The 25,086-nt window shown below is 61.9% G+C and carries 22 protein-coding genes; 14 read left to right on the top strand and 8 right to left on the bottom strand.

Annotated features, from left to right (window positions below; all coding sequences use genetic code 11):
- From BLV67_RS21500 to BLV67_RS21440, 13 genes are all read left to right on the top strand, one after another.
- Positions 1 to 1,020, top strand: coding sequence for an ABC transporter permease (locus BLV67_RS21500; protein WP_065929526.1), 1,020 nt, complete (start codon positions 1 to 3; stop codon positions 1,018 to 1,020).
- A gap of 1 nt (position 1,021) precedes the next feature.
- On the top strand, positions 1,022 to 2,632 hold the full coding sequence (locus BLV67_RS21495) for an ABC transporter ATP-binding protein (RefSeq protein ID WP_069788426.1): 1,611 nt from the start codon (positions 1,022 to 1,024) through the stop codon (positions 2,630 to 2,632).
- Between the two features lie 143 nt (positions 2,633 to 2,775).
- Positions 2,776 to 3,057 carry a peptidylprolyl isomerase gene (locus BLV67_RS21490; RefSeq protein ID WP_005788801.1) on the top strand — a complete coding sequence of 94 codons (282 nt, stop codon included), beginning with the start codon at positions 2,776 to 2,778 and terminating at the stop codon, positions 3,055 to 3,057.
- A gap of 130 nt (positions 3,058 to 3,187) precedes the next feature.
- Complete coding sequence (locus tag BLV67_RS21485; RefSeq protein WP_069788427.1) at positions 3,188 to 5,050, top strand: extracellular solute-binding protein; 1,863 nt, start codon at positions 3,188 to 3,190, stop codon at positions 5,048 to 5,050.
- Positions 5,050 to 6,108, top strand: coding sequence for a microcin C ABC transporter permease YejB (locus BLV67_RS21480; protein WP_069788428.1), 1,059 nt, complete (start codon positions 5,050 to 5,052; stop codon positions 6,106 to 6,108). Before BLV67_RS21485 ends, BLV67_RS21480 begins: the two co-directional genes overlap by 1 nt.
- Positions 6,108 to 7,130 (top strand): ABC transporter permease, encoded by a 1,023-nt coding sequence (locus BLV67_RS21475; RefSeq protein WP_069788429.1) that lies wholly within the window; start codon positions 6,108 to 6,110, stop codon positions 7,128 to 7,130. Before BLV67_RS21480 ends, BLV67_RS21475 begins: the two co-directional genes overlap by 1 nt.
- A gap of 10 nt (positions 7,131 to 7,140) precedes the next feature.
- Positions 7,141 to 8,712, top strand: coding sequence for an ABC transporter ATP-binding protein (locus BLV67_RS21470; RefSeq protein WP_069788430.1), 1,572 nt, complete (start codon positions 7,141 to 7,143; stop codon positions 8,710 to 8,712).
- Between the two features lie 132 nt (positions 8,713 to 8,844).
- On the top strand, positions 8,845 to 10,251 hold the full coding sequence (locus BLV67_RS21465; RefSeq protein WP_069788431.1) for a sigma-54 interaction domain-containing protein: 1,407 nt from the start codon (positions 8,845 to 8,847) through the stop codon (positions 10,249 to 10,251).
- A 289-nt stretch (positions 10,252 to 10,540) separates the two neighbouring features.
- On the top strand, positions 10,541 to 11,932 hold the full coding sequence (locus tag BLV67_RS21460; protein ID WP_069788432.1) for a GntP family permease: 1,392 nt from the start codon (positions 10,541 to 10,543) through the stop codon (positions 11,930 to 11,932).
- A 7-nt stretch (positions 11,933 to 11,939) separates the two neighbouring features.
- Positions 11,940 to 12,713 carry a 3-hydroxybutyrate dehydrogenase gene (hbdH, locus tag BLV67_RS21455; RefSeq protein ID WP_065929533.1) on the top strand — a complete coding sequence of 258 codons (774 nt, stop codon included), beginning with the start codon at positions 11,940 to 11,942 and terminating at the stop codon, positions 12,711 to 12,713.
- A 129-nt stretch (positions 12,714 to 12,842) separates the two neighbouring features.
- Positions 12,843 to 14,801, top strand: coding sequence for an acetoacetate--CoA ligase (locus tag BLV67_RS21450; protein WP_069788433.1), 1,959 nt, complete (start codon positions 12,843 to 12,845; stop codon positions 14,799 to 14,801).
- A gap of 137 nt (positions 14,802 to 14,938) precedes the next feature.
- Positions 14,939 to 17,476, top strand: a complete 2,538-nt coding sequence (locus tag BLV67_RS21445; protein ID WP_069788434.1) for a PAS domain-containing hybrid sensor histidine kinase/response regulator — start codon at positions 14,939 to 14,941, stop codon at positions 17,474 to 17,476.
- Positions 17,477 to 17,519: 43 nt separating this feature from the next.
- A complete protein-coding gene (locus BLV67_RS21440) occupies positions 17,520 to 17,795 on the top strand; it encodes a peptidylprolyl isomerase (protein WP_003174397.1) in 276 nt (91 codons plus the stop codon).
- A gap of 102 nt (positions 17,796 to 17,897) precedes the next feature.
- On the opposite strand, the gene BLV67_RS21435 is transcribed toward BLV67_RS21440, so the two are convergent.
- From BLV67_RS21435 to BLV67_RS21400, 8 genes are all read right to left on the bottom strand, one after another.
- Entirely contained in the window at positions 17,898 to 18,803 is a 906-nt protein-coding gene (locus BLV67_RS21435) for a sugar kinase (protein WP_069788435.1), read from the bottom strand.
- 112 nt (positions 18,804 to 18,915) lie between these two features.
- The gene (locus BLV67_RS21430; RefSeq protein ID WP_069788436.1) at positions 18,916 to 20,124 is read right to left on the bottom strand and encodes an amino acid deaminase; all 1,209 of its coding nucleotides are present in this window, start codon (positions 20,122 to 20,124) and stop codon (positions 18,916 to 18,918) included.
- A gap of 9 nt (positions 20,125 to 20,133) precedes the next feature.
- Positions 20,134 to 20,898 carry an IclR family transcriptional regulator gene (locus tag BLV67_RS21425; RefSeq protein ID WP_056859507.1) on the bottom strand — a complete coding sequence of 255 codons (765 nt, stop codon included), beginning with the start codon at positions 20,896 to 20,898 and terminating at the stop codon, positions 20,134 to 20,136.
- A gap of 129 nt (positions 20,899 to 21,027) precedes the next feature.
- A complete protein-coding gene (locus tag BLV67_RS21420; RefSeq protein WP_010210958.1) occupies positions 21,028 to 21,417 on the bottom strand; it encodes a RidA family protein in 390 nt (129 codons plus the stop codon).
- Between the two features lie 15 nt (positions 21,418 to 21,432).
- On the bottom strand, positions 21,433 to 22,215 hold the full coding sequence (locus BLV67_RS21415) for an amino acid ABC transporter ATP-binding protein (RefSeq protein ID WP_065929538.1): 783 nt from the start codon (positions 22,213 to 22,215) through the stop codon (positions 21,433 to 21,435).
- Positions 22,212 to 22,874: an amino acid ABC transporter permease gene (locus BLV67_RS21410; protein WP_056859509.1), complete on the bottom strand. Its 663-nt coding sequence runs from the start codon at positions 22,872 to 22,874 to the stop codon at positions 22,212 to 22,214. Before BLV67_RS21410 ends, BLV67_RS21415 begins: the two co-directional genes overlap by 4 nt.
- 11 nt (positions 22,875 to 22,885) lie before the next feature.
- Positions 22,886 to 23,548, bottom strand: coding sequence for an amino acid ABC transporter permease (locus BLV67_RS21405; RefSeq protein WP_056859510.1), 663 nt, complete (start codon positions 23,546 to 23,548; stop codon positions 22,886 to 22,888).
- 52 nt (positions 23,549 to 23,600) lie between these two features.
- Complete coding sequence (locus BLV67_RS21400) at positions 23,601 to 24,449, bottom strand: transporter substrate-binding domain-containing protein (protein ID WP_065929539.1); 849 nt, start codon at positions 24,447 to 24,449, stop codon at positions 23,601 to 23,603.
- A 334-nt stretch (positions 24,450 to 24,783) separates the two neighbouring features.
- Here BLV67_RS21400 and BLV67_RS21395 point away from each other — a divergent pair, with 334 nt between their 5' ends.
- Positions 24,784 to 25,032 (top strand): hypothetical protein, encoded by a 249-nt coding sequence (locus BLV67_RS21395; protein ID WP_065929540.1) that lies wholly within the window; start codon positions 24,784 to 24,786, stop codon positions 25,030 to 25,032.
- The last annotated feature ends 54 nt before the right edge of the window (positions 25,033 to 25,086 follow it).

Raw genomic sequence — 25,086 nt, 5'->3', positions numbered from 1 at the left:
ATGAACCTGTCCCCCCTCAATCGCCGCCGGTTCGAGCGCTTCAAGGCCAACAAACGTGGCTGGTGGTCGCTGTGGCTGTTCCTGATTCTGTTCGTGCTGAGCCTGGGCGCCGAGTTGATCGCCAACGACAAACCGCTGGCAGTCCATTACGACGGTGGCTGGTATTTCCCGGCGCTCAAGCGCTACCCGGAGACCACCTTCGGCGGCGAATTCCCGCTGGAAGCCAACTACAAGAGCCCGTATATCCGGGAACTGCTCAAGGCCAAGGATGCCTGGACGCTGTGGGCGCCCATCCCGTTCAGCTACCAGAGCATCAACTACGACCTGAAAGTCCCTGCGCCAGCGCCGCCGTCTTCGGTGAACCTGCTGGGCACCGATGACCAGGGCCGCGATGTGCTGGCGCGGGTGATCTACGGCTTTCGCGTGTCGGTGCTGTTTGCCCTGACGCTGACCGTGCTCAGCTCGATCATCGGCGTCATCGCCGGCGCCTTGCAGGGTTTCTATGGCGGCTGGGTCGACCTGGCCGGCCAGCGTTTCCTGGAGATCTGGTCGGGCCTGCCGGTGCTGTACCTGCTGATCATCCTCGCCAGCTTTGTGCAGCCCAACTTCTGGTGGCTGCTGGGCATCATGCTGCTGTTTTCGTGGATGAGCCTGGTGGACGTGGTGCGCGCCGAGTTCCTGCGCGGGCGCAACCTGGAATACGTGCGCGCCGCCCGAGCGCTGGGCATGCAGAACGGCGCGATCATGTTCCGGCATATCCTGCCCAATGCCATGGTCTCGACCATGACCTTCATGCCATTCATCCTTACCGGCGCCATCGGCACCCTCACCGCCCTGGACTTCCTTGGCTTTGGCCTGCCAGCCGGTTCGCCGTCCCTGGGCGAACTGGTGGCCCAGGGCAAATCCAACCTGCAAGCGCCGTGGCTGGGCATGAGTGCCTTTGCCGTGCTGGCGATCATGTTGAGTTTGCTGGTGTTTATCGGCGAGTCCGCTCGCGATGCCTTCGACCCGAGGAAATGAGATGAACCAGGACAATCTGATCGAAGTCCGCGACCTCTGCGTCGAGTTCGTCACCGGCGAGCATCACCATCGCGTGGTCAACAATGTCAGCTTCGATATCAAGCGCGGCGAAACCCTGGCGCTGGTCGGCGAAAGCGGCTCGGGCAAATCGGTGACCGCCCACTCGATCCTGCGCCTGCTGCCCTACCCGCTGGCGCGGCACCCGGCCGGCACCATCAGCTATTCCGGGCATGATCTGCTGACCCTCAAAGAGAAAACCATCCGGCATATTCGCGGCAACCGCATTGCGATGATCTTTCAGGAGCCGATGACCTCGCTGAACCCGCTGCACTCCATCGAAAAGCAGATCAACGAAGTGCTCGGCCTGCACAAGGGCCTCACCGGCAAAGTCGCGACCCGACGCACCCTGGAACTGCTTGAACTGGTGGGCATCCCCGAGCCGCACAAACGCCTCAAAGCCCTGCCCCACGAACTCTCCGGCGGCCAGCGCCAGCGGGTGATGATCGCCATGGCCCTGGCCAACGAGCCCGAACTGCTGATCGCCGACGAGCCGACCACGGCCCTCGACGTCACCGTGCAATTGAAGATCCTGGAACTGCTCAAAGAGCTGCAGGCCCGGCTGGGCATGGCATTGCTGCTGATCAGCCATGACCTGAACCTGGTGCGGCGCATTGCCCACCGCGTGTGTGTGATGCAGCAGGGTTGCATCGTTGAACAGGCTGATTGCGAGACACTGTTTCAGTCGCCCCAGCACCCCTACACCCAGGAACTGCTGGCGGCGGAGCCCAGCGGTGGGCCAGCCAGTAACGAGGTCGGGCCGCCACTCTTGGAAGTCGACGACCTGAAGGTCTGGTTCCCGATCAAAAAGGGCTTTTTGCGCAACACCGTCGATTACGTCAAGGCGGTGGACGGCATCAACTTCAGCCTGCCCCAGGGCCAGACGCTGGGCATCGTCGGCGAAAGCGGCTCGGGCAAATCCACCCTGGGCCTGGCGATTTTGCGTTTGATCGCCAGCAAAGGCGGGATTCGCTTTGAAGGTCAGCAACTTGACCGCCTGACCCAACAACAGGTGCGCCCGCTGCGGCGGGAGATGCAGGTGGTGTTTCAAGACCCGTTCGGCAGCTTAAGCCCGCGCATGTGTGTGAGCGAGATTGTTGGCGAAGGCTTGCGTATCCACAAAATGGGCACGCCGGCCGAGCAGGAAGTGGCGATTATTGCGGCGCTCAAAGAAGTGGGCCTGGACCCGGAGTCGCGGCATCGTTACCCCCATGAGTTTTCCGGCGGGCAACGTCAACGCATCGCCATCGCCCGTGCCTTGGTGCTCAAGCCCCGCTTGATATTGCTCGATGAACCGACGTCGGCGCTGGACCGCACGGTGCAGCGGCAAGTGGTGGAGTTGTTGCGGGGTTTGCAGGCCAAATACAACCTGACCTACCTGTTTATCAGCCATGATTTGGCGGTGGTGAAGGCGTTGAGTCACCAGTTGATGGTGGTCAAGCAGGGGCAAGTGGTGGAACAGGGCGACGCAGCGGGGATCTTTGCGGATCCGCAGCATGCTTATACGCGGCAGTTGTTGGAAGCTGCGTTTTTGGTGCCTGCTGGTGTGGTTTGATCGTGTACATATCCGTTATTTAGGTAACGGATATGTACTCAATCAACCCACCCCAACCCAACCCACCACAAGATGGAACTTTGCCAACAAAAAACCACCTGAATCCGGTAGGCTCACCCTTTTTACTTCAAGGAGTTACCCCCATGGCCAAAGCCACCGCCCGCCACATCCTCGTTTCCACCGAAGACAAGTGCAACGAACTCAAGGCCCAGATCGAAGGCGGCGCCGATTTCGCAGAAATCGCCAAAGCCAACTCCAGCTGCCCGTCCAGCCGTCAAGGCGGTGACCTGGGTTCGTTCGGCCCAGGCCAGATGGTCAAGGAATTCGACACCGTCGTCTTCAGCGCCCCCGTCAACACCGTGCAAGGCCCGGTAAAAACCCAGTTCGGCTACCACCTGCTGGAAGTCACCAGCCGCCAGGACTGATCCCGTCCGCGCTGATGCTATAAACAACGGCCCGCCTTTTGGTGGGCCGTTGTGCATCAAGTGACTGGCAACCCATAAGCCGTTAACGTACAAATCCTTATTACTGCTCACCCGGCGCTCAAGGCTGATAATGCGATTGGTTTTTTTCACAAAACTCTTCAGCTCCACCCTGGCCCTGCTAGTGGCCAGCACCGCCGTGATCGCGGCCCCGCAAACCTACCTCACGGTCTACGGCGAACCGGCCAAATACCCCACCGGCTTCACCCATTTCGACTACGCCAACCCCAGCGCGCCCAAAGGCGGCAGCCTGCGACGCTCGGCCATCGAAATCGGGCGCTTCGACCATGTATTGCCATACATAGACAAAGGCATCGGCGTGTCCCAGGTCGACGGCTGGCTCTACGCCCCGCTGGCCCAGCGTTCCCTGGATGAGCCCTACACGGTTTACGGCCTGGTCGCCGAAAAAATGGAACGCGCCGACGACGGCCTGTCGTTGCGCTTCTACCTCAACCCCAAGGCACGTTTCGCCGATGGCACGCCGATCACCGCTGAAGACGTGCGCTACAGCTTCGACCTGCTGATGACCCAGGGCAGCCTGCGCTTTCGCACGCTGTTCGCCGACGTCAAACACGTCGAAGTCGAAGGCGAGCGCCAAGTGCGCTTCGACTTTTCCAGCAATGAAAACCGCACCCTGGCGCTGGATATCGCCACCCTGCCGGTGTTCCCCGAGCACTGGTGGAAAACCCGCGACTTCGCCAACGGTGGCGGCTACGAAGCACCGCTGGGCAGCGGCCCGTATAAAATCAGCAAGATCGACTCCGGCAGCACCATCACCTTCACCCGCGACCCCGACTGGTGGGGCAAGGACTTGCCCGTCAGCCGTGGCCTGTACAACTTCGATCACCTGAGCCTGGAGTACTTCGGCGACACCGAGGTGGCCCGCCAGGTGCTGCGCGGCGGCGCCTATGACTTCAACCGCGAGTTCTCCGCCACCGGCTACTCCATCGGCTACAACGGCCCGGCCCTCGACGATGGCCGCCTGCAACGTGCGCACTTGGCCAAGGAGATGCCGCAACCGGCCCAGGGCTATGTGTTCAACGTGCAAAAACCGATGTTCAAGGACCGCCGCGTGCGCCAGGCCCTGGCCATGTTGTGGGATTTCGAATGGGCCAACCGGCAGATGATGCGCAATATGTACATCCGCCAGCAGAGCTTTTTCTCCAACAGCCCGCTGGCCGCCAGCCAACCACCGACCCCAGAGGAACTGGCGATTCTTGAGCCACTGCGCGGCCAGGTGCCGGACGAAGTGTTCACCCAGGTATTCAAGGCGCCGGTCACCGACGGCAGCGGCATGATCCGTGACAAACAGCTGCAAGCCCTGGCACTGCTCGAAGAGGCCGGCTGGACACCCAAGGGCGACAAGCTGGTCAACGCCGACGGCGAACCGCTGGAGTTCACCTTCCTCAATGCCCAGGCCGGCCTGGAACGCCTGTTGCTGCCGTACAAGCGCAACCTGGCGCAGATCGGCATCACCCTCAATATCCGCCGCATCGACTCTTCGCAGTACGTGAACCGCTTGATGGCACGCGATTACGACATGATCGTGATCGGCTTCCCGGTCACCACCTCGCCGGGCATGGAGCTGTACAACTATTTCGGCTCACAGGCCGCCTACGACCCAGGCGCGAACAACTACATGGTGCTTAAAGACCCCGCCGTCGACAGCCTGATCAGCGGGCTGGTCAAAGCCAACACCCAGGCGCAGATGCTCACCTATGCCCATGCGCTGGACCGCGTGCTGCAATGGAACTACCTGTGGATCCCCAACTACTACCCGCCCGGCACTTCGGCCGCGTGGTGGAACCGCTTCGGTCGCCCGGCCATCGAGGCCAAGAACGACGAGGCGCTGGAAACCTGGTGGGAAATCAGCCCCACACCGCTGACCAATGAACAAATGAACGCCGAGCTGAAAAAACGCGGAGGAACGCGCTGATGTTTGCCTATATCGTGCGGCGCCTGCTGCTGATCATCCCCACGCTGGTGATTATCCTGCTGGTCAATTTCGTGATCGTGCAGGCCGCGCCTGGCGGCCCGGTTGAACAGGCCATTGCCCACCTGCAAGGCATCGGTGGCGGCGGTATCGGCGGTGGTGGCGGCGAAGCCGTCAACGGCTCGCGCGCCAGCCGTGGCCTGGACCCCAAATTGATCAAGGACATCGAAAAGCAATACGGTTTCGACAAACCCGCGCCGGAACGCCTGTGGCTAATGCTCAAGAACTACGCTCAGCTGGACTTCGGCAACAGTTTCTTTCGTGGCAAAAGCGTGATCGACCTGATCCTGGAAAAAATGCCGGTGACCATTTCCCTCGGTTTATGGGCCACCTTGATCACCTACCTGGTGTCGATCCCCTTGGGGATTCGCAAGGCGGTGCGCCACGGCAGCAGCTTTGACGTGTGGAGCAGCACCGCGATTGTCATCGGCTATGCCATGCCGGCCTTCCTGTTTGCGATGTTCCTGATCGTGCTGTTCGCCGGTGGCACCTCGCTGAACTGGTTCCCGGTGCGTGGGCTGGTCTCGGAGAACTTCGACGAACTGAGCACAATCGGTAAAATTGCCGACTATTTCTGGCACCTGGTGTTGCCTGTCAGCGCGTTGGTGATCGGCGGTTTCGCCACGCTGACCATCCTGACCAAAAACTCATTCCTCAATGAAATCACGCGCCAATACGTGGTCACCGCCCGCGCCAAGGGCTTGAGTGAACGACGCGTGCTCTACGGCCATGTGTTTCGCAACGCCATGCTGCTGGTAATCTCGGGGATTCCCCAGGCCTTTATCAGCGTGTTTTTTGCCGGCTCCCTGCTGATCGAGGTGATCTTCTCCCTCGATGGCCTGGGCCGCATGAGCTACGAAGCCGCCGTGTCCCGCGACTACCCGGTAGTGTTCGGCTCATTGTTTATCTTCACCCTGTTCGGACTCTTGATAAAACTCATCGGTGACCTCTGCTACACCCTGGTGGACCCGCGTATCGACTTCGCCGCGAGGAACGCCTGATGCTTAATCTGTCTCCGGTGGCCCGTCGACGTTTCGAGCGTTTCAAGAAGAACCGCCGCGGCTGGTGGTCGCTGTGGCTGTTTATCGGCCTGTTTACCCTGACCCTGGGCGGCGAGTTGATCGCCAATGACAAACCCTTGGTGCTCAGCTTCAAGAACGAGCTGTATTTCCCGGTGTTCAAGCGCTACACCGAGCAGCAGTTCGGCGGCCAGCTGCCCTTCCAGGCCGACTACCGCAGTGACTACGTGCAAAAGCTGATCAAGCAGGACGGCGGCTGGATGTTGTTCCCGCCGATCCCGTTCAGCGACGACACGCCCAACTACGAACTGACCCGCCCTGCCCCCAGCCCGCCCTCGACGGTGAACTGGCTGGGCACTGATGATCAATCCCGCGATGTGCTGGCGCGCGTGATCTTTGGCGCGCGGGTGTCGATCCTGTTTGCCCTGGCGCTCACGGCCATCAGCGCCGCCATCGGCATTGCCGCCGGCGCCTTGCAGGGTTATTACGGCGGCTGGGTCGACCTGCTCGGCCAGCGCATTCTGGAAGTGTGGTCGGGGTTGCCGGTGCTGTACCTGCTGATCATTCTGTCCGGTTTTGTCGAGCCGAATTTCTGGTGGCTGCTGGGGATCATGGCGCTGTTTTCCTGGCTGGCCCTGGTGGACGTGGTGCGCGCCGAGTTCCTGCGCGGGCGCAACCTGGAATACGTCAAGGCCGCACGTGCCCTGGGTCTGGGCGACGGCAAGATCATTCGCCGGCATATCCTGCCCAATGCCATGACCGCCACCTTGAGCTACCTGCCGTTTATCCTGACCGGGGCGATTTCGACCTTGAGCGCCCTGGACTTTCTCGGTTTCGGCATGCCCGCCGGCAGTGCCTCTCTGGGCGAGCTGATCGCCCAGGGCAAGCAGAACCTGCAAGCACCCTGGCTGGGCCTGACGGCGTTTTTCACCCTGGCGCTGATCCTGTCGCTGCTGGTCTTTATCGGCGAGGCATTGCGTGATGCCTTCGACCCACGCTCATGAGTAATTGCGTATGAACCTGATCGAGATCCGCGACCTCAGCGTCGCCTTCAACGGCCAGACCGTGGTGAGCAACCTGTGCCTGGACGTGCGCCTCGGCGAATGCCTGGCATTGGTCGGCGAGTCGGGCTCGGGCAAGTCGGTCACCGCCCACTCGATTCTGCAACTGCTGCCTGAGGCCGGCACGCACACCACAGGCTCGGTGAAGTATCGCGGCCAGGAGCTGATCGGCGCCTCGGCGGCCACCTTGCAAAAGCTGCGCGGCAACCGCATTGCAATGATCTTCCAGGAGCCGATGACCTCGCTCAACCCGCTGCACAGCATCGAAAAGCAGATCGGCGAAACCCTGCTGCTGCACAAGGGTCTGGGCGGCAAGGCCGCGCAGGCGCGTATTCTGGAACTGCTCGAACTGGTGGGCATCCAGAAACCCCAGGAGCGCCTCAAGGCTTACCCGCATCAACTCTCCGGCGGCCAGCGTCAGCGGGTGATGATCGCCATGGCCCTGGCCTGCGAGCCGGAACTGCTGATTGCCGACGAACCCACCACTGCGCTGGACGTGACCGTGCAGCGCAAGATCCTGCTGCTGCTCAAGTCCTTGCAACAACGCCTGGGCATGTCGCTGCTGCTGATCAGCCACGACCTCAACCTGGTGCGCAGCATTGCCCAGCGCGTGTGCGTGATGCGCGCCGGCGAGATTGTCGAGCAGGCCGACTGCGAGACGCTGTTCACCGCGCCGCAACACCCCTACAGCCGCCTGCTGCTGGACGCCGAGCCGGCCGGCGATGCGCTGTGCAGCGATGAACGCGAAACCGTATTGCAAGTTGACGACCTGAGCGTGCAATTCCCCCTCGGCGGCGGGCTGTTCAGACGCAAAACTTACCTGCGCGCAGTCGACGGCATCAGCCTTAGCGTGCAACGCGGCAAAACCTTGGGAATTGTCGGCGAGTCCGGCTCGGGCAAATCCACGCTGGGTCAGGCGATCCTGCGGTTGCTGGATTCCACCGGCAGTATTCGTTTTCAGGGCGAAGCCCTCGACCCGCTGAACAACCAGCAGATGCGCCCATGGCGCAAGCAGATGCAGGTGGTATTCCAGGACCCGTTCGGCAGCCTGAGCCCGCGCATGTCGGTGCAGCAGATCATCAGCGAAGGCCTGGAAGTGCACGCGCCGTGCAGCCTGGCCGAGCGTGATGCGCAAGTGATCCAGGTGCTCAAGGATGTGGGGCTCGACCCCGAAAGCCGCCACCGTTACCCCCATGAATTTTCCGGCGGCCAGCGCCAACGCATCGCCATCGCCCGCGCCCTGGTGCTCAAGCCGGCGCTGATGCTGCTGGATGAACCCACCTCGGCCCTCGACCGCACCGTGCAGAAACAAGTGGTGGCGCTGTTGCGTGAACTGCAGGAAAAATACGGCCTGACCTACCTGTTTATCAGCCACGACCTGGCGGTGGTGCGGGCCATGGCCCATGACATGATCGTGATCAAGGATGGCAAGGTGGTGGAGCGCGGCGCGAGCCATGTGGTGTTCGATGCGCCGCAACATCCCTATACCAAAGAGCTGCTGGCGGCGGCGCACATCCCTTTATGAGATTGTTCCCACGCTCCGCGTGGGAACACAGCCTGGGACGCTCCGCGTCCCGCTCGCCAAGTGACGCGGAGCGTCACGGGAGGCATTCCCACGCAGAGCGTGGGAACGATCACATCACAGGATTCGGCACACATGAACATCAGCGACAGCCTCAAGGACTACCAGCAAGTTCGCGGCCTGGCCATCCAGTCGCTGTTCGAGATCATCGAGCAGTCCAGCGAAGGCACGGTGATTGTCGATCGCGACGCAAATATCGTGTGGATGAACGAGCGCTATGCCAAGCGTTTCGGCCTTAAAAGCGCCGATGAAGCCATCGGCCAGCCGTGCGAGCAGGTGATTTCCAACAGCCTGCTACGCCAGGTGGTGCGCAACGACCAGCCGATTCTGCTGGATATCCAGGACACGCCCAAAGGCCCGCTGGTGGTGATGCGCCTGCCGATCCACGATGACGCAGGCGCGGTGATCGGCGCGATCGGGTTTGCGCTGTTTGATGAGCTGCGCAACTTGTCGCCGCTGATCGAGCGCTACCTGAGCATGCAGCAGGAACTGGCCTCCACCCGTTCGCTGCTGCGCTCGCGGCAGAGCAAATACAACTTCGCGCATTTTATAGGCACCAGCGCCGCCAGCCTGGAAGTCAAACGCCGGGCGCGGCGCAGTGCGAGTGCCGAGTCGCCCGTGTTGCTGCTGGGCGAAACCGGCACCGGTAAAGAGGTGCTGGCCCAGGCCATCCACGGCGCCTCCACGCGCGCCCATAAGGCGTTTGTCAGCATCAACAGCGCGGCCATTCCCGGCGACCTGCTCGAAGCCGAGTTCTTCGGCACCGCACCAGGCGCCTTCACCGGTGCCGACCGCAAGGGCCGCCCCGGCAAGTTGCAGATCGCCCAGGGCGGCACGCTGTTCCTCGATGAAATCGGCGACATGCCGTTGCCACTGCAAAGCAAACTGCTGCGCGTATTGCAGGAAAAGGAATACGAGCCGGTGGGCTCCAACGAAATGGTGCACAGCGATGTGCGGGTGATCGCCGCCACGTCCATGGACCTGGAAGCGGCGATCAAGCGCGGCGAATTCAGGGCGGACTTGTATTACCGCCTGAACGTACTGCCGATCCAGGTGCCGCCGTTGCGTGAGCGCCTCGAAGATATTCCGGCGTTGAGCGAGGCGATTCTTGAAGAACTGCGCAGCCAGCATGAGCTTGACCGCGAAGCCCTGGCGTTGCTGGCGCAGCACGCGTGGCCGGGGAATATCCGTGAACTGCGCAACGTACTGGAACGCGCGGCATTGTTGAGTGATGACCTGGTGCTGGATGCCGACGAAATTCGCGCGGCGATCGGCACGTTCAGCCCGGTGGCGCGTGGATCCGTAGAAACGGTCGAGGGGGAGACGTTTGCGGCGGCGCGGGAGCGGCTTGATCGGCAGGTGATTGCGGCGGCGCTCAAGGCCTGTGAAGGCAATGTGGTGGAAGCAGCCAAGCGGCTGGGGCTGGGTAGATCGACGCTGTACAAGAAGATGGTCGCGCTGGGCATCAGCGAATCCCAATAAAGAGACAAACATCTCATTATAAAGACAATCTAATGTGGGAGCGGGCTTGCTCGCGAATACGGTGGTTCAGCAACAAATTTGCTGGCTGATAGACCACATTCGCGAGCAAGCCCGCTCCCACATTGGATATGTACTTGTCTCATAACCGAGACAAAATGCAAAACCTCAGTTATAAAAATTATAAATATCCATATATTTCAACATATTAGACACTTGGCACACATCTCGCTATAGCCCCTCTCCAACGCACTACCCCCACAAAAATAACAATTCGATCTGGAGACACACCATGAGTGTGATCATTGCCCTGGCAGCCCTCGCGCTGCTGATGCTGGCCGCCTACCGTGGCTACAGCGTAATCCTGTTTGCCCCCATCGCCGCCCTCGGCGCCGTGCTGCTCACCGATCCGTCCGCCGTCGCCCCTGCGTTTACCGGGGTGTTCATGGAAAAAATGGTCGGCTTCATCAAACTGTACTTCCCGGTGTTCCTGCTCGGCGCGGTGTTCGGCAAGCTGATTGAGCTGTCGGGCTTTTCGCGCTCGATTGTGGCCGCCGCGATCCGCTTGCTCGGCACGCGCCAGGCGATGCTGGTGATTGTGCTGGTCTGCGCCCTGCTCACCTACGGCGGCGTGTCGCTGTTCGTGGTGGTGTTTGCGGTGTACCCGTTTGCGGCGGAGATGTTCCGCCAGAGCAACATTCCCAAGCGCCTGATCCCGGCGACCATCGCCCTCGGTGCATTCTCGTTCACCATGGACGCCCTGCCCGGCACGCCGCAGATCCAGAACATCATCCCCAGCACCTTCTTCAACACCACCGCCTGGGCGGCGCCGTGGCTGGGCTTGATCGGCACGGTCTTCGTGTTCTGCACCGGCATGCTCTACCTGGCGCGCCAGCGCAACAAGGCACAACGCGCCGGTGAAGGTTATGGCACCGAGCTGCGCAACGAGCCGGAAACCGCCGACAACCTGGCGCTGCCCAACCCGTGGATCGCGCTGTCGCCGCTGATTCTGGTGGGCGTGATGAACCTGCTGTTCACCCACTGGATCCCGCAGTGGTATGGCAAGACCCACAGCCTCAGCCTGCCCGGCATGAGCACGCCGGTGACCACCGACATCGCCAAGCTCACGGCGATTTGGGCGGTGCAGGCAGCGTTGCTGGTGGGCATTGTCATGGTGCTGGTGTTCGGCTGGTCGGCGATCAAAAGCAAGCTCGCCGAAGGCAGTAAAAGCGCGGTCAGCGGCGCGCTGCTGGCGGCCATGAACACCGCCTCGGAATACGGCTTCGGCGCGGTGATCGCCTCGCTGCCAGGCTTTCTGGTGCTGGCGGACTGGCTCAAGGGCATCCCCAACCCGCTGGTCAACGAAGCGATTACCGTGACCCTGCTGGCCGGTATCACCGGCTCCGCATCAGGCGGCATGAGCATCGCCCTGGCGGCGATGTCCGAGAGCTTTATTTCGGCGGCCCATGCGGCCAATATCCCCCTTGAAGTGCTGCACCGGGTCGCGGCCATGGCCAGCGGCGGCATGGACACTCTGCCCCACAACGGCGCGGTGATCACCCTGCTGGCGGTCACCGGGCTGACCCACCGCGAAGCCTACAAGGACATTTTCGGCATCACGATCATCAAGACCCTCGCGGTGTTTGTGGTGATCGGTACTTTCTACGCCACCGGCATTGTGTGAGGTTTTCATGACGACTTTGAATGGCAAGACCGCCCTGGTTACCGGCTCCACCAGCGGCATTGGCTTGGGCATCGCGCTGAGCCTGGCCAAGGCCGGTGCCAACCTGATCCTCAACGGTTTCGGCGATGCCCGCGCGGTGATCGCCCAGGTGCAGGCGTTTGGCGGCAAGGTCGGGCATCACCCGGCCGACGTCAGCGACCCGGCGCAAATTGCCGACATGTTTGCCTACGCCGAGCGCGAGTTCGGCGGCGTCGACATTCTGGTCAACAACGCCGGCATTCAGCATGTGGCGGCCGTGGAAGACTTCCCGGTGGAGCGCTGGGATTCGATCATCGCGATCAACCTGTCGTCGGTGTTCCACAGCACACGTTTGAGTTTGCCGGGCATGAAGGCCAAGGGCTGGGGGCGTATCGTCAATATCGCGTCGGTGCATGGCCTGGTCGGCTCGGTGGGCAAGGCGGCGTATGTGGCGGCCAAACACGGTGTCATCGGCCTGACCAAAGTGGTGGGCCTGGAGACCGCCACCGGTAACGTCACTTGCAATGCCATCTGCCCCGGCTGGGTGTTGACGCCGCTGGTGCAAAAGCAGATTGATGATCGCGCGGCCAAGGGCATTGATCCGCAGCAGGCCCAGCATGATTTGCTCGCGGAAAAACAGCCGTCGCTGGAGTTTGTGACGCCGCCGCAGTTGGGTGAGTTGGTGTTGTTCCTGTGCAGTGAAGCTGGCGCCCAAGTGCGCGGCGCCGCGTGGAACATCGATGGTGGCTGGCTGGCCCAGTAATGGTCGTAATGATCGTTCCCACGCTCTGCGTGGGAATGCAGCCCAGGACGCTCCGCGTCCCAAGAGCGGACGCAGAGCGTCCATAGAGGCATTCCCACGCAGAGCATGGGAACGAGAAGAGGCAACTGTATGTCCGAGATCCTCTGGCAACCCTCCCCCGAACGCATCGCCAACACGCGAATGGACCAGTTCCGGCGCTACATCAACCAACGCTACCGCCTGCAGCTGGGTGACTACCCCGCCCTGCACCAATGGAGCATCGACCAGCGCGCCGACTTCTGGCAGGCGATCGTCGCCTTTTTTGAGGTGCAGTTTCGCAACCCGCCCAGCACCACGCTGATCGAAGGCGCGGCAATGCCCAGCGCCGAGTGGTTCCCCGGCGCGACCCTGAACTTTGCCGAACACCTGCTGCGCCGCCGGGATGCTCACCCGGCAGTGGTGGCGGTCAGTGAAGACGGCCAGCGCGAACAGCTGACCTATGCCGAACTGGCCGCACACGTTGCCGGGCTGCAAAAGAGCCTGGGCGCCTGCGGAGTCACCCGGGGCGACCGCGTGGCCGCGTGCATGCCCAACACCTGGCAAACCCTGGTCGGCATGCTTGCCACCACCAGCCTGGGCGCGATCTGGTCGTGCTCCTCGCCGGACTTCGGCACCCAAGGCGTGATCGACCGTTTCGGCCAGATAGAACCCAAGGTGTTGATCACCTGCGCGGGCTACCGCTATGCCGGCAAGGACATCGACCAAAGCGCCAAACTCAATGAAATCCTCGAACGCCTGCCGTCCCTGGAGCAGTTGATCATCGTGCCGTATGCCCGGCCCCAGGCGCGCAGCGAGGACTACCGCACCCACGCCAGGGTCGCACTGTGGAACGAATTCTACTCACCCGGCGGCGAGCCTGAATTTGTCGCGGTGCCGTTCGATCATCCGCTGTATATCCTCTATTCCAGCGGCACCACCGGCGTGCCCAAGTGCATCGTCCACGGCACCGGCGGCGTGTTGCTCACCCACCTCAAGGAACACGGCCTGCACGCCGACCTCTCGCGCGAAGATTGCCTGTTCTACTACACCACCTGCGGCTGGATGATGTGGAACTGGCTGGTGTCGGTGCTGGCCCTGGGCGCCACGGCGGTGCTGTATGACGGCTCGCCGTTTCACCCCGGCCCCGAACGGCTGATCGACCTGATCGACGCGGAAAAAATCAGCGTCTTTGGCACCAGCCCCAAGTTTCTCGCCACCCTGGAAAAGGCCGGCCTGCAACCGCGCCTGAGCCACGATCTGGGCAGCCTCAAAGGCCTGATTTCAACCGGCTCGCCGCTGTCGCCGCAGAGTTACGACTATGTGTACCGCGAGATCAAGGCCGAGCTGTGCCTGTCGTCAATGTCGGGCGGCACCGATATCGTCTCCTGCTTTGTGATCGGCAACCCGGTGTTGCCGGTGCGGCGCGGCGAAATGCAGTGCAAGAGCCTGGCCATGGCCATCGAAGTGTGGGACGACCAGGGCCGGCCGCTGATCGGGGAAAAAGGCGAGCTGGTGTGTACCCGGCATTTTCCGGCCATGCCGATTGGCCTGTGGAATGACCCCGACCGGCAAAAACTGCGCGCCTCGTATTTCAGCCAGTTTCCCGGCGTGTGGGCCCAGGGCGACTACGCCGAGCAGCGGGCCAACGGCAGCCTGCTGATTCACGGGCGCTCCGACGCGGTGCTCAACCCCGGCGGTGTGCGCATCGGTACGGCAGAGATTTATCGCCAGGTGGAAAAAGTCCCGCAGGTGCTGGAAAGCCTGGCCATCGGCCAACGCTGGCAGGACGATGTGCGGGTGGTGCTGTTTGTGCGGCTCAATGACGGCATCACGCTGGATGACGCCCTGGAGCAGCAGATTCGCCAGGTCATCCGTGCCAACACCACGCCGCGCCATGTTCCGGCGAAGATCCTCGCGGTCAGCGATATACCGCGCACCATCAGCGGCAAGATCGTGGAACTGGCGGTGCGCAATGTGGTGCATGGTGAGCCGGTCAAAAACACCGATGCCCTGGCAAACCCCCAGGCACTGGAGCAGTTTCGCAACCGGCCTGAACTGGCGGACGGATGAAAGGTTTCAGCGCTGACGCACGCAATTGAAGACAAACCCTCAATGCATGCTATTTTTCGAGGGGTAGTCAGCCGTTCCCGTCTCGCGGGATAATCGGCTGTGGTCGTATTTCAAAGTGTCAGGTGCAGGGCTTTTACATGAATGGAACATCCACCGGTAGCGAAGCCGCCGCATTGATTGCGCGGCTGGACTGGGCGCAAAGCCCGCTCGGTGAGGCCGGTGACTGGCCGCAGAGCCTGCGCACAGCCGTCGATATCGTCGTCCATTCACCGATGCCGATGCTGCTGTTGTGGGGCCGCCAGCTCACCCAGCTTTACAACGACAGCTTCGCGGTGCTCGCGGGCAACAAACACCCCGAGGCGCTGGGCCAACCGGCCCATGACACCTGGCCGGAGCTTGAGAGTTTTACTGCGCCGATCTACGACGCGGTGCTCGGCGGCCAGGTGCGCACCTTCAGCGAACAGCGCTTTGTGCTGCAACGCAATAACCGCGACGCCGACATCTGGCTAGACCTCACCTACAGCCCGGTGCGCGACGAAGGCGGCAGCGTGGCCGGGATCCTGGTCACCGCCATCGAGACCAACGAGCGGCGCAGCAAAACCCTCGAACTGCAGCAGCGCTCCGAAGACAGCCTCAAGGCCCAGCACAACAGCGAACAGCGCCTGCAACTGGCCCTGGCGGCAACCGACGCGGTGGGCACCTGGGACTGGGATATCGGCGAAGACCGCTTTATCGCCGACGCCCACTTTGCCCACTTGCACGGTGTCGACCCGCAAGACGCCGGCATGCTGCCGATCAGCGACTACCTGCAAGGCGTACACCCCGAAGACCGTGGCATGGTCGCGCGCAGCATCAAGCATTGCATCACCTTCGGCACCGAATACGCCGAGGAATACCGCCTGCTGCAAGCCGACGGCCAGGTGCGCTGGGTGTTTGCCCGCGGCCGCTGCTACAAGGACCATCAAGGCCGCCCGGCGCGCTTTCTGGGGGCCGCGCTGGACCTGACCGAGCGCAAGCAGACCGAACAGGCGCTGCGCCAAAGCCAGACCGAGCTGCAACTGATCATCAACGCCATGCCGGTGCTGATCGGCTACGTCGACCACGAGCAGCGCTTTCGCCTCAACAACAGCGCCTACCTGGAGTGGTACGGCATGACGCCCCAGGAACTGTACGGCAAGAGCATCCGCGAAGTGCTTGGCGACGAGGTGTATGCCGGGCGCGTGGACAAGATCGACGCCGCGCTGCGCGGCAAGGCCTGCAGCTTCATGACCATCACCCCGCATCGCGACGGCCGGCCGCGCCATGCGCTGATGAAGTACTTGCCGCGCTTCAGCAATGATGGCTCGGTGAATGGTTTCTACATTTTTGTGATCGATGAGACCGAACGCAAACTCACCGAAGAAGCCCTGCGCCACCTCAACGAAAACCTTGAAGAACGCGTGGCCCAGCGCACCCAGGCGCTGGCCGAGGCCAACCAGCGCCTGCAAAACGAGATGTTCGAGCGTGAGCGTGCCGAAGACGCGCTGCGCCATGCACAAAAAATGGAAGCGGTCGGCCAGCTCACGGGGGGCATCGCCCATGACTTCAACAATATGCTCACCGGCATTATCGGCAGCCTGGACTTGATGCAGCGCTATATCGCCGCCGGGCGCAGCGACGAAATCGGCCGCTTTACCGACGCGGCGGTGTCGTCCGCCCACCGCGCGGCCGCCCTCACCCACCGGCTGCTGGCGTTCTCCCGCCGCCAGTCGCTGGACCGCCGGCCACTGGACCCGAACGAGCTGGTGGCGTCCCTGGAAGATTTGTTCCGCCGCACCAAAGGCGCACATATCGAGCTCAAGGTGCAACTGGGCAAGGATATCTGGCCGGTCAACACCGATGCCAGCCAACTGGAAAACGCCTTGCTCAACCTGGTGATCAACGCCCGCGACGCGATGCCCGACGGCGGCCAATTGCGCATCGAAACCGCCAACAGTTACCTGGACGGTACCGATATCACCACCCTGGAGCCGGTCAAGGCCGGTGACTACGTGATGCTCGGCGTCTGCGACAACGGCACCGGCATGGCTCCGAAGATTCTGGCCAAGGCGTTCGACCCGTTCTTCACCACCAAGCCCATCGGCCAGGGCACCGGCTTGGGGTTGTCGATGATCTACGGCTTTGCCCAGCAGTCCGGCGGCCATGTGACCATCCAAAGCGAACCCGGCCAGGGCACCTGCGTGCGCCTGTACCTGCCGCGCCTGCATGGCACCGCATTGGAAAGCAGCTTGCCGCCGCACTTGGGCGAGGCGCCGCTGGCACTCGCCGGTGAAGCGGTGGTGGTGGTCGAGGATGACCCGGCGGTGCGCATGCTGGTGGTCAACGTGCTCGGTGAACTGGGCTACACCGCCCATCAGGCGGCGGATGCGCGCACCGCGCTGCCGCTGCTGGAGTCGGACCTGCGCGTGGACCTGCTGGTCACCGATGTCGGCCTGCCGGGCATGAACGGCCGACAGTTGGCGGAAATCGCCCGTCAGCACCGGCCGGGCCTGCGCGTATTGTTCATGACCGGTTACGCCGAACAGGCCGCCGAGCGCCAGGGCTTCCTGGAGGACGGTATGGACATGGTGGCCAAGCCGTTTTCCATTGACGTGCTGGCGACTAAAATCCGCAGCATGATCAACGTTGACGAATGAGTTCAGGCATAATCGCGCGCCGTCGCACACCTGGTAGAACGTTATGAAAGCCCAAGCCCGTCATATTCTGGTGAAAACCAGTGAAGAAGCCGAACAGCTCAAACAGCGCATTGCCAAGGGCGAAGCGTTTGATGTGCTGGCCAAAAAGTACTCCACCTGCCCGTCCGGCAAGCGCGGCGGTGATTTGGGTGAAGTGCGGCCTGGGCAGATGGTGGGGGCGATTGATGCGGTGATCTTCAAGAAGCCGGTGAAGGTGGTGCACGGGCCGATCAAGAGCAAGTTCGGGTATCACCTGGTGCAGGTGTTTTACCGCGACTGACCACAGAGCGGACGCAGAGCGTCCGGTGAGGCATTCCCACGCAGAGCGTGGGAACGATCAGTGTGGGAGCTGGCTTGCCTGCGAACCGCCGCAGGCGGCCATTCACCGCGCAATCAAAGCCCCCGGCACCTGAATCACCCGGCTCGCCAACCGATGCCCCGCCAACGCCGCCTGTTCAGGCGAACCGCCCGTGAGCCGACTGGCCAAATACGCCGCACTGAACGAATCCCCGGCCGCCGTGGTGTCCACCACCTTCTCGACCTTCAGCGCCGGCACCGCAAAGCGCTCGCCATCACAGCGGATCAAACACGCGTCCGCGCCACGCTTGAGCACCACTTCTGCAATCGCCGGGTACGCCGCGAACACCTGCTCGCTGTCGGCATAACCAAACAATGCGCGCTCGTCATCCTCGGTCAGCAAGGCGATATCCACCTCGGCCAGCACCTGGTGATACGCCGCGCGCGCCGCGTCGACACTCGCCCACAGGCGCGGACGATAGTTGTTGTCGAACACCACCTTGCCACCGCGCCGGCGGGTTTCGATCAGGGTTTGCAGCAAGCGCTCACGCCCGACTTCACCCAGTACCGCCAGGGTGATGCCGCTGAAATACACCACGTCGTACTCCGGCAACGCCGCCAGGATCGGTTCGGCTGCCGGCGTGGTGAAGCAGTCGCGCACCGCGGCTTCGTTGCGCCAGTAGAGGAATTTGCGCTCGCCCTTGGCGTCGGTCTGGATGCAGTACAGCCCCGGTAGACGCCCGGGCAGGCGCTGGACCATGCCCAGGCCGAGGCCTTCGGCGGTCCATTGCTGGCACATGGCATCGCTGAAACTGTCATCGCCCAGGGCGGTCACGTAGTCGACCGTGCCGACGGTGCCCAACTCGCGGCGCAGGTACACCGCCGCGTTCAAGGTGTCGCCGCCGAAGCTCTGTTGCAGGCTGCCATCGGCGCGGTGTTGCAGTTCGATCATGCATTCGCCGATCAGGGCGACGCGGGGAGTTGTGTTCATGCCTGGGGACTCTGGGTGTGTTGGAGGGCCTCATCGCAGGCAAGCCAGCGCCCACATTTTATTGCATTTCAACCTCTGGGAGCTGGCTTGCCTGCGATGACCACGAAGCGGTCTAGAAGCAGGTATGCAAGGATTCAACGACCTGCAACCGCTCATCCACCAGGCAGCCCACCTGCCACTTGTCGAACGTCAGGCACGGGTGCGAAGTGCCAAAGGAGATGATGTCGCCGATACGCAACTCAACCCCCGGTGCCACCGTCATGAATGCATGCTGGTCCATCACCGCCGTGACTGTGCACGCGGTCACATCATCGCCTTCAGCCGGCACAATCCCGGCCTTGTAGCGCTTGAGCGGCACCGGCAAACCGGCGTCGTAGGCGACGTCGCGCTTGCCCAGGGCAACTACCGCAAAGCCAGGCTCGGGCATCGATTGCACGTGCGCCCAGACTTCCAGGGCCGGGCGCAGGCCTTCGTTGAGGTCGCTACGACGGTCGAGCACGCAGCATTGCGCCTCTTTGTAGATGCCATGGTCGTGGGCCACATAGCTGCCGGGGCGCAACACGCTGAGGAAGCGGCCGGCGGCGTTTTGCGCTTCAAACGACTCGGCGATCAGGTCGTACCAGGCCGAACCCGAGGCGGTGATGATCGGCTTGGGCCAGTCGAACGCGCCATTGTTTTGCAGGTCCACGGCCAGGCGTACCAGGCTGGCGGCAAAGTCACGGATGCCGCTGACGGCGTGTTCGCCGTGGATCACACCTTCGTAGCCTTCAATACCGGTCAGGGCCAGGGCCGGTTGGGCTTTGATCGCCTGGGCCAGCTCGCGCACTTGCTGCTCGCTGCGGCACCCGCAACGGCCGCCGACCACGCCGTATTCGATCATCACGTTCAGGCGCAGGCCACGGGCGGCGAAGAACAGGCCCAGGTCGGCGACGTTGTCCGGGTGATCGACCATGCAGTGAAAATCAAACTCCGGGTCGGCCAGCAGGTCGGCGATCAGCGCCATGTTCGGCGCGCCCACCAGCTGGTTGGCCATCAACACGCGGCGCACGCCGCCGGCATAGGCGGCGCGGGTCTGCACGGCATTGGCCAGGGTGATGCCCCAGGCGCCCGCCTCGATCTGGCGCTGGAACAGCGCCGGCATCATGCTGGTTTTGCCATGGGGCGCGAGCTCTGCACCGCTGTTGCTGACAAATGCCTGCATCCAGCGGATGTTGTGTTCCAGCGCGTCACGGTGCAGCACCAGGGCCGGCAGGCTGACGTCGCGCACCAAGTGGGCACCGACGGCGGCGGCGCCTTTTTCAACGGCATTGAGGGCAGACATGAAGTACTCCTATTCGTTGATACGCCGGGCCAGGTTATTGGCGCTGTCGATCAACACCCGGCGATAGTCGTTGTAGTTTTTGATCGCATCGGCGCGCGGTGCAACGATGCACAAGGTCGCGATGCTGATGCCCTGCGCGTCCCGCACCGGGGCGGCAAAGCAATGGGTGAAGGTGTCGGCCACGCTGTCGAAGGAGAAAAACCCATCGAGGGTGGCCTGACGGATTTGCGCCAGGAAGGTTTCCAGTGGCAGGCGCTGGCCGTCCGGCAGGATGAAGTCGTCGTGGTCGATCAGGTCGATAATCTGCTGGTCGCTCAAGTGCCCCAGCAACAAGCGCCCGGAAGCGGTCCAGGGGATTGGCGCGTTTTCGCCGATGTCCGAGGAAATCCGAAAATGCCGCTCGCCTTCGCGCATCAGCGCCACCGTGTATTTGCGCCCGTTGAGCAGGCACATCTGCGCGGTTTCGTGGGTCTGGCTGACGATCTCCTGCAAGGCGTGGTCGGCCTCGCGGGTCAGGTCGAAATGGCGCAGGTGCGCCTGGCCGAGAAAGTACAGCTGGCGGCCGAGGTAGACGTGACCGTCCTTGCCCACCGTCTCCAGAATGCGCCGCTCCAGCAACGACGCAACCAGTTCATAGACCGTGGACTTGGGGCTGCCGATGCCGCTGGCAATATCATTCGGGCGCAGGGGCTGGCCGATCTCCTTGAGAAAATCGAGGATATCGAATGCACGGTCCAATCCTTTGGCGCGGCGCTTGATGGTGTCTTCGGTCATGGCAGTCGTCGGTCTCTATTGATCGTTCCCACGCTCTGCGTGGGAATGCATACCGTGACGCTCTGCGTCACACAAGCGGACGCAGAGCGTCCAGGGCGGCGTTCCCACGCGGAGCGTGGGAACGATCATTTAGCCTTTTTTCTTGTAGGCCACGCAATCGATCTCGACCTTGCAGTCCACCATCATGTTGGCCTGCACACAGGCGCGTGCCGGGGCGTGTTCGGGGGTGAAGTACTCGCCGAATACCTTGTTGAAACTCCAGAAGTCCCGTGGGTCTTCCAGCCATACGCCAACGCGCACCACGTCTTTGAGTTCGTAACCGGCCTCTTCCAGAATCGCCACCACGTTGCGCATGGTCTGGCGGGTTTGCTCGATGATGCCGCCGGTGATGATTTCACCGTCCACCGCCGGTACCTGGCCCGACACGTAGAGCCAGCCGTCGGCTTCCACGGCACGGGCGAAAGGACGCGGCTGACCGCCGCCGGCAGTGCTACCGGCACCGTAACGAGTAATGCTCATAAAAATTGCTCCTGATTAAAAACGAATATTCTTCAAAAATTCCGCCAGGCGCGGCGATTGCGGGCGTTCGAAGATCTCCTTCGGCGCGCCCTGCTCTTCGATGCGGCCCTGGTTCATGAAGACGATCTTGTCCGACACTTCATAGGCAAAGCGCATTTCGTGGGTGACCAGCAACATGGTCATGCCCTCTTCCGCCAGGCCCTTGATCACACTGAGCACCTCCCCCACCAATTCCGGGTCGAGGGCCGAGGTGACTTCATCAAAGAGCATCAGGCTGGGATTCATGGCAATGGCGCGGGCAATCGCCACGCGCTGTTGCTGACCGCCGGAAAGTTGACCGGGGAAGTGGTTGCGCCGCTCCAGCAAGCCCACGCGGTCCAGCCATTTTTCGGCCAGGGCCACAGCCTCGTCCTTGCCCATTTTCTTGACCTTGAGCAGGCCGAGGGTGACATTTTGCAACGCGCTCAGATGCGGGAACAGGTTGAATTGCTGGAAGGCCATGCCAGTCATAGCGCGGTGTTGGGCAATCACCCGTTCGGGGTGACGCACGCGCTTGCCGGCGATTTCGCTGTAGCCGATGGACTCGCCGTCCAGGCTGATCTGCCCGCCCTGGAACTCTTCGAGCAGGTTGACGCAACGCAGCAAGGTGGTCTTGCCCGAGCCGCTGGAGCCGATCAATGTCACCACGTTGCCGCGCTGCATGGACAGGTCGACGCCCTTGAGCACTTCGACCTGGCCATATTGTTTGCGCAGGCCACGAATGTTCAGCAGCGGTTGGTTGGTTTGAGGTTGGTTCATGGCAAGGCCACCCGCTTTTCAATGTAGCGCCCGAATAACTCGATGGCGTAGTTGATGACAAAGAACAGAAACCCGGCGAACAGGTAGAACTCCAGGGTCATGAAGGTACGTGCGATGACCTGCTGGGTGCTGAGCAGCAATTCGGCCACGCCGATCACCGAGAGCAAGGTCGAGGCCTTGACGATTTCGGTGGAGGAATTGACCCAGGTCGGCAGGATCTGGCGCAACGCCTGGGGCAACAGCACGTAGGTCAGCGACTGTTTGAACGTCAGGCCAATCGCCCGGCCCGCTTCCAGTTGCCCACGGGGAATGGCTTGCAGCGCACCGCGCACGATTTCCGCTACGTGGGAGCCGCAGAACAGCGTCAACCCGACCGCACCGGCCTGGAACGCGCTGATCTGCCAACCCAGCGCCGGCAGCATGTAAAAACACGCCAGCACCAGCACAAACACCGGCGTACCGCGCACCAGGTCGACATACAGACGAAACGGCGCGCGCATCCAGAACTTGCCGTAGGTGAGGATCAACCCGGCAAAAATGCCGATCAGCGTGCCAAAAATAATCGCCAGCACCGAGCAATAAATACTGGTTTGAAACCCCGCCCAGAGGGTATCCCGGGCGATCCACAATTCATGCAGCCAGCTTGGGGACTCGTACATGCAAACCCTCCTTAACGACGGATCGCCAGACGCTGTTCCAGGTAACGGAGCAGCATGGCAATGAAGTAACAGGCCGCCACATAGAGCGCGGTCGTGACCATCCAGGTTTCAATCACCCGGTAGCTCTCGACGTTGATCTTGCGGGCGTAATAGGTCAGCTCCGGCACCGCAATCGCGGCCGCCAGCGACGTGTCCTTGAACAGCGAAATAAAGTTGTTCGACAGCGCCGGCAACACGTTGCGCAGCATCACCGGCACCGTGATGTAGGCGCGGATACGCCATTCACCCAAACCGATGGCCAAGCCGGCTTCACGCAAGCCCTTGGGAATATTCAACAGCCCGGCGCGGAACACTTCGGTCAGGTAAGCACCGGCATACAGCGACAGGGTGATGATGAACGAGGGGATCTTGTCGAGCCGAATCCCAAGCGAAGGCAGGGCAAAGTAGATCAACAGGATCAGCACGAGGATCGGCGTATTGCGGATCACCGTCACATACACCGAGGCGAAGATTCGCAACGCCCGGTGTTTGGACAGCATCGCAAACGCCATCATCAGGCCGATCACGCAACCAATGGCGATCGACAGCAAGGCCAGTTCAAGGCCCAGGCCGAGCCCCGCCAGCAAGCTGGGGAAATCACGCCACACGGCGGCAAAGTTCAACTGATAGTTCATGGTCGGCAGTACCTGATCGGGGCGCCGTCAGCGACGCCCCAGGATTTACGATTTACTTGAACTCAACCGGGAAACCGATCGCAGGTTCCGGCAAATCCACACCGAACCATTGTTTGAACGAGGCTTTGTAGGTCGGGAATTCCACGCCGGTCATGGCTTCATGCAACGCGGTGTTGACGAAGTTCAGCCAGTCCTGGTCGCCACGCTTGACCGCGCACGCGTAGGTTTGCGGGCTCCACGCGTAGGTCGGGCTGCGGTAGCGGCCCGGGTTTTGCACCATCAGGTACTTGACCGAGGACTGGTCGGTGGCGGCGGCATCGGCACGGCCGGAGTTCACGGCCTGGTACATCAGGTCAACGCTGTCGTACTGGTCGACCTTGGCTTTAGGCAGGGCCTGGTGCACCAGCTCTTCGGCGTACACGTTTTGCAGCACGGCCACGGTCACGCCATCGCCGGCTGCCTGCAGGTCTTCGATTTCTTTGTATTTGCTGTTGTTCGGCAGCAACAGGCCTACGCCTTCTCGGTAGTACGGCAGGGTAAAGGCAACCTGCTGCGCACGGCTGGCGGTGACGGTAATGAACTGGCAACTCATGTCGACCTTGTCGGTCAGCAGGTTGGGAATACGTGCGTCGGACGACTGCACCACAAACTCGACCTTGCTCGGGTCGTTGAACAATCCTTTAGCCACGATGCGGCCGATGTCGATATCAAAACCCTGCAACTTGCCATCCGCTCCCTGGAAGTGCCACGGCGCATTGGTACTGCCTGTACCCACGATGAGATGCCCACGCTTGAGCACATCATCGAGCTTGCTGTCCGCCGCGTGCACAACGCTTGCGAGGGAAGCCGATGCGGCGAAGAGAAAAACACACGCTTTAAACACGGAAGGTCGGTGATGCATGACAAGCACTCCAGGAGTTGTGTATTCCGCTATACCGGAACTTAGTATGTAACAACGGAATAGACAGCAGAAAGTGTGCCACACGCAGTAACAGAAAAACACGACAGGAATAAATTCGTTTTAAATCATATAGATCGTTAACAGATCAGGATGCGGCGCTACGCCAGCATTTCGAATCAGCTTGCTACCCAAGGCCCCATACACCGGTGACAGGCCCCAATCGAGTGCGCCACATCGGTGTTACCGCGCCCCCTTGCAGTGCGCGCGCGCCATGGCTAAATCCTCACACTGGACTAGCCTTTGCACATCCACGCCAACAAGGACGCCCTTCCCCATGAAGCTCAGTCTCGCTCTGGTTTTGCTTTCATTGCTGGCTGCCGGCAGCGCTTCGGCCGCCAACGATCGGCACCAATGCAAGGAAGAACTGCAAAAGCTCAAGGAAGCCTTCGGCACTGACTACACCAGCCAGAACCACCACGGATACCGGCGGGCCAAGGCCTCAAGGGATAACGAGGAGTACAGGAAGTGTGCAAGTCAGGCGCGCAAGGCCCGCGAGCGCGTGGAGCGCGGCAAGGATGCGTGAGCATGTCTACCTGTGAAGGTTGACAGTAGACGGCGGTGATCTCCCGATTTAGCG

Source organism: Pseudomonas salomonii (assembly GCF_900107155.1).
Classification (GTDB): Bacteria; Pseudomonadota; Gammaproteobacteria; order Pseudomonadales; family Pseudomonadaceae; genus Aquipseudomonas; species Aquipseudomonas salomonii.
This window is presented reverse-complemented; position numbering and strand designations above follow the sequence as displayed.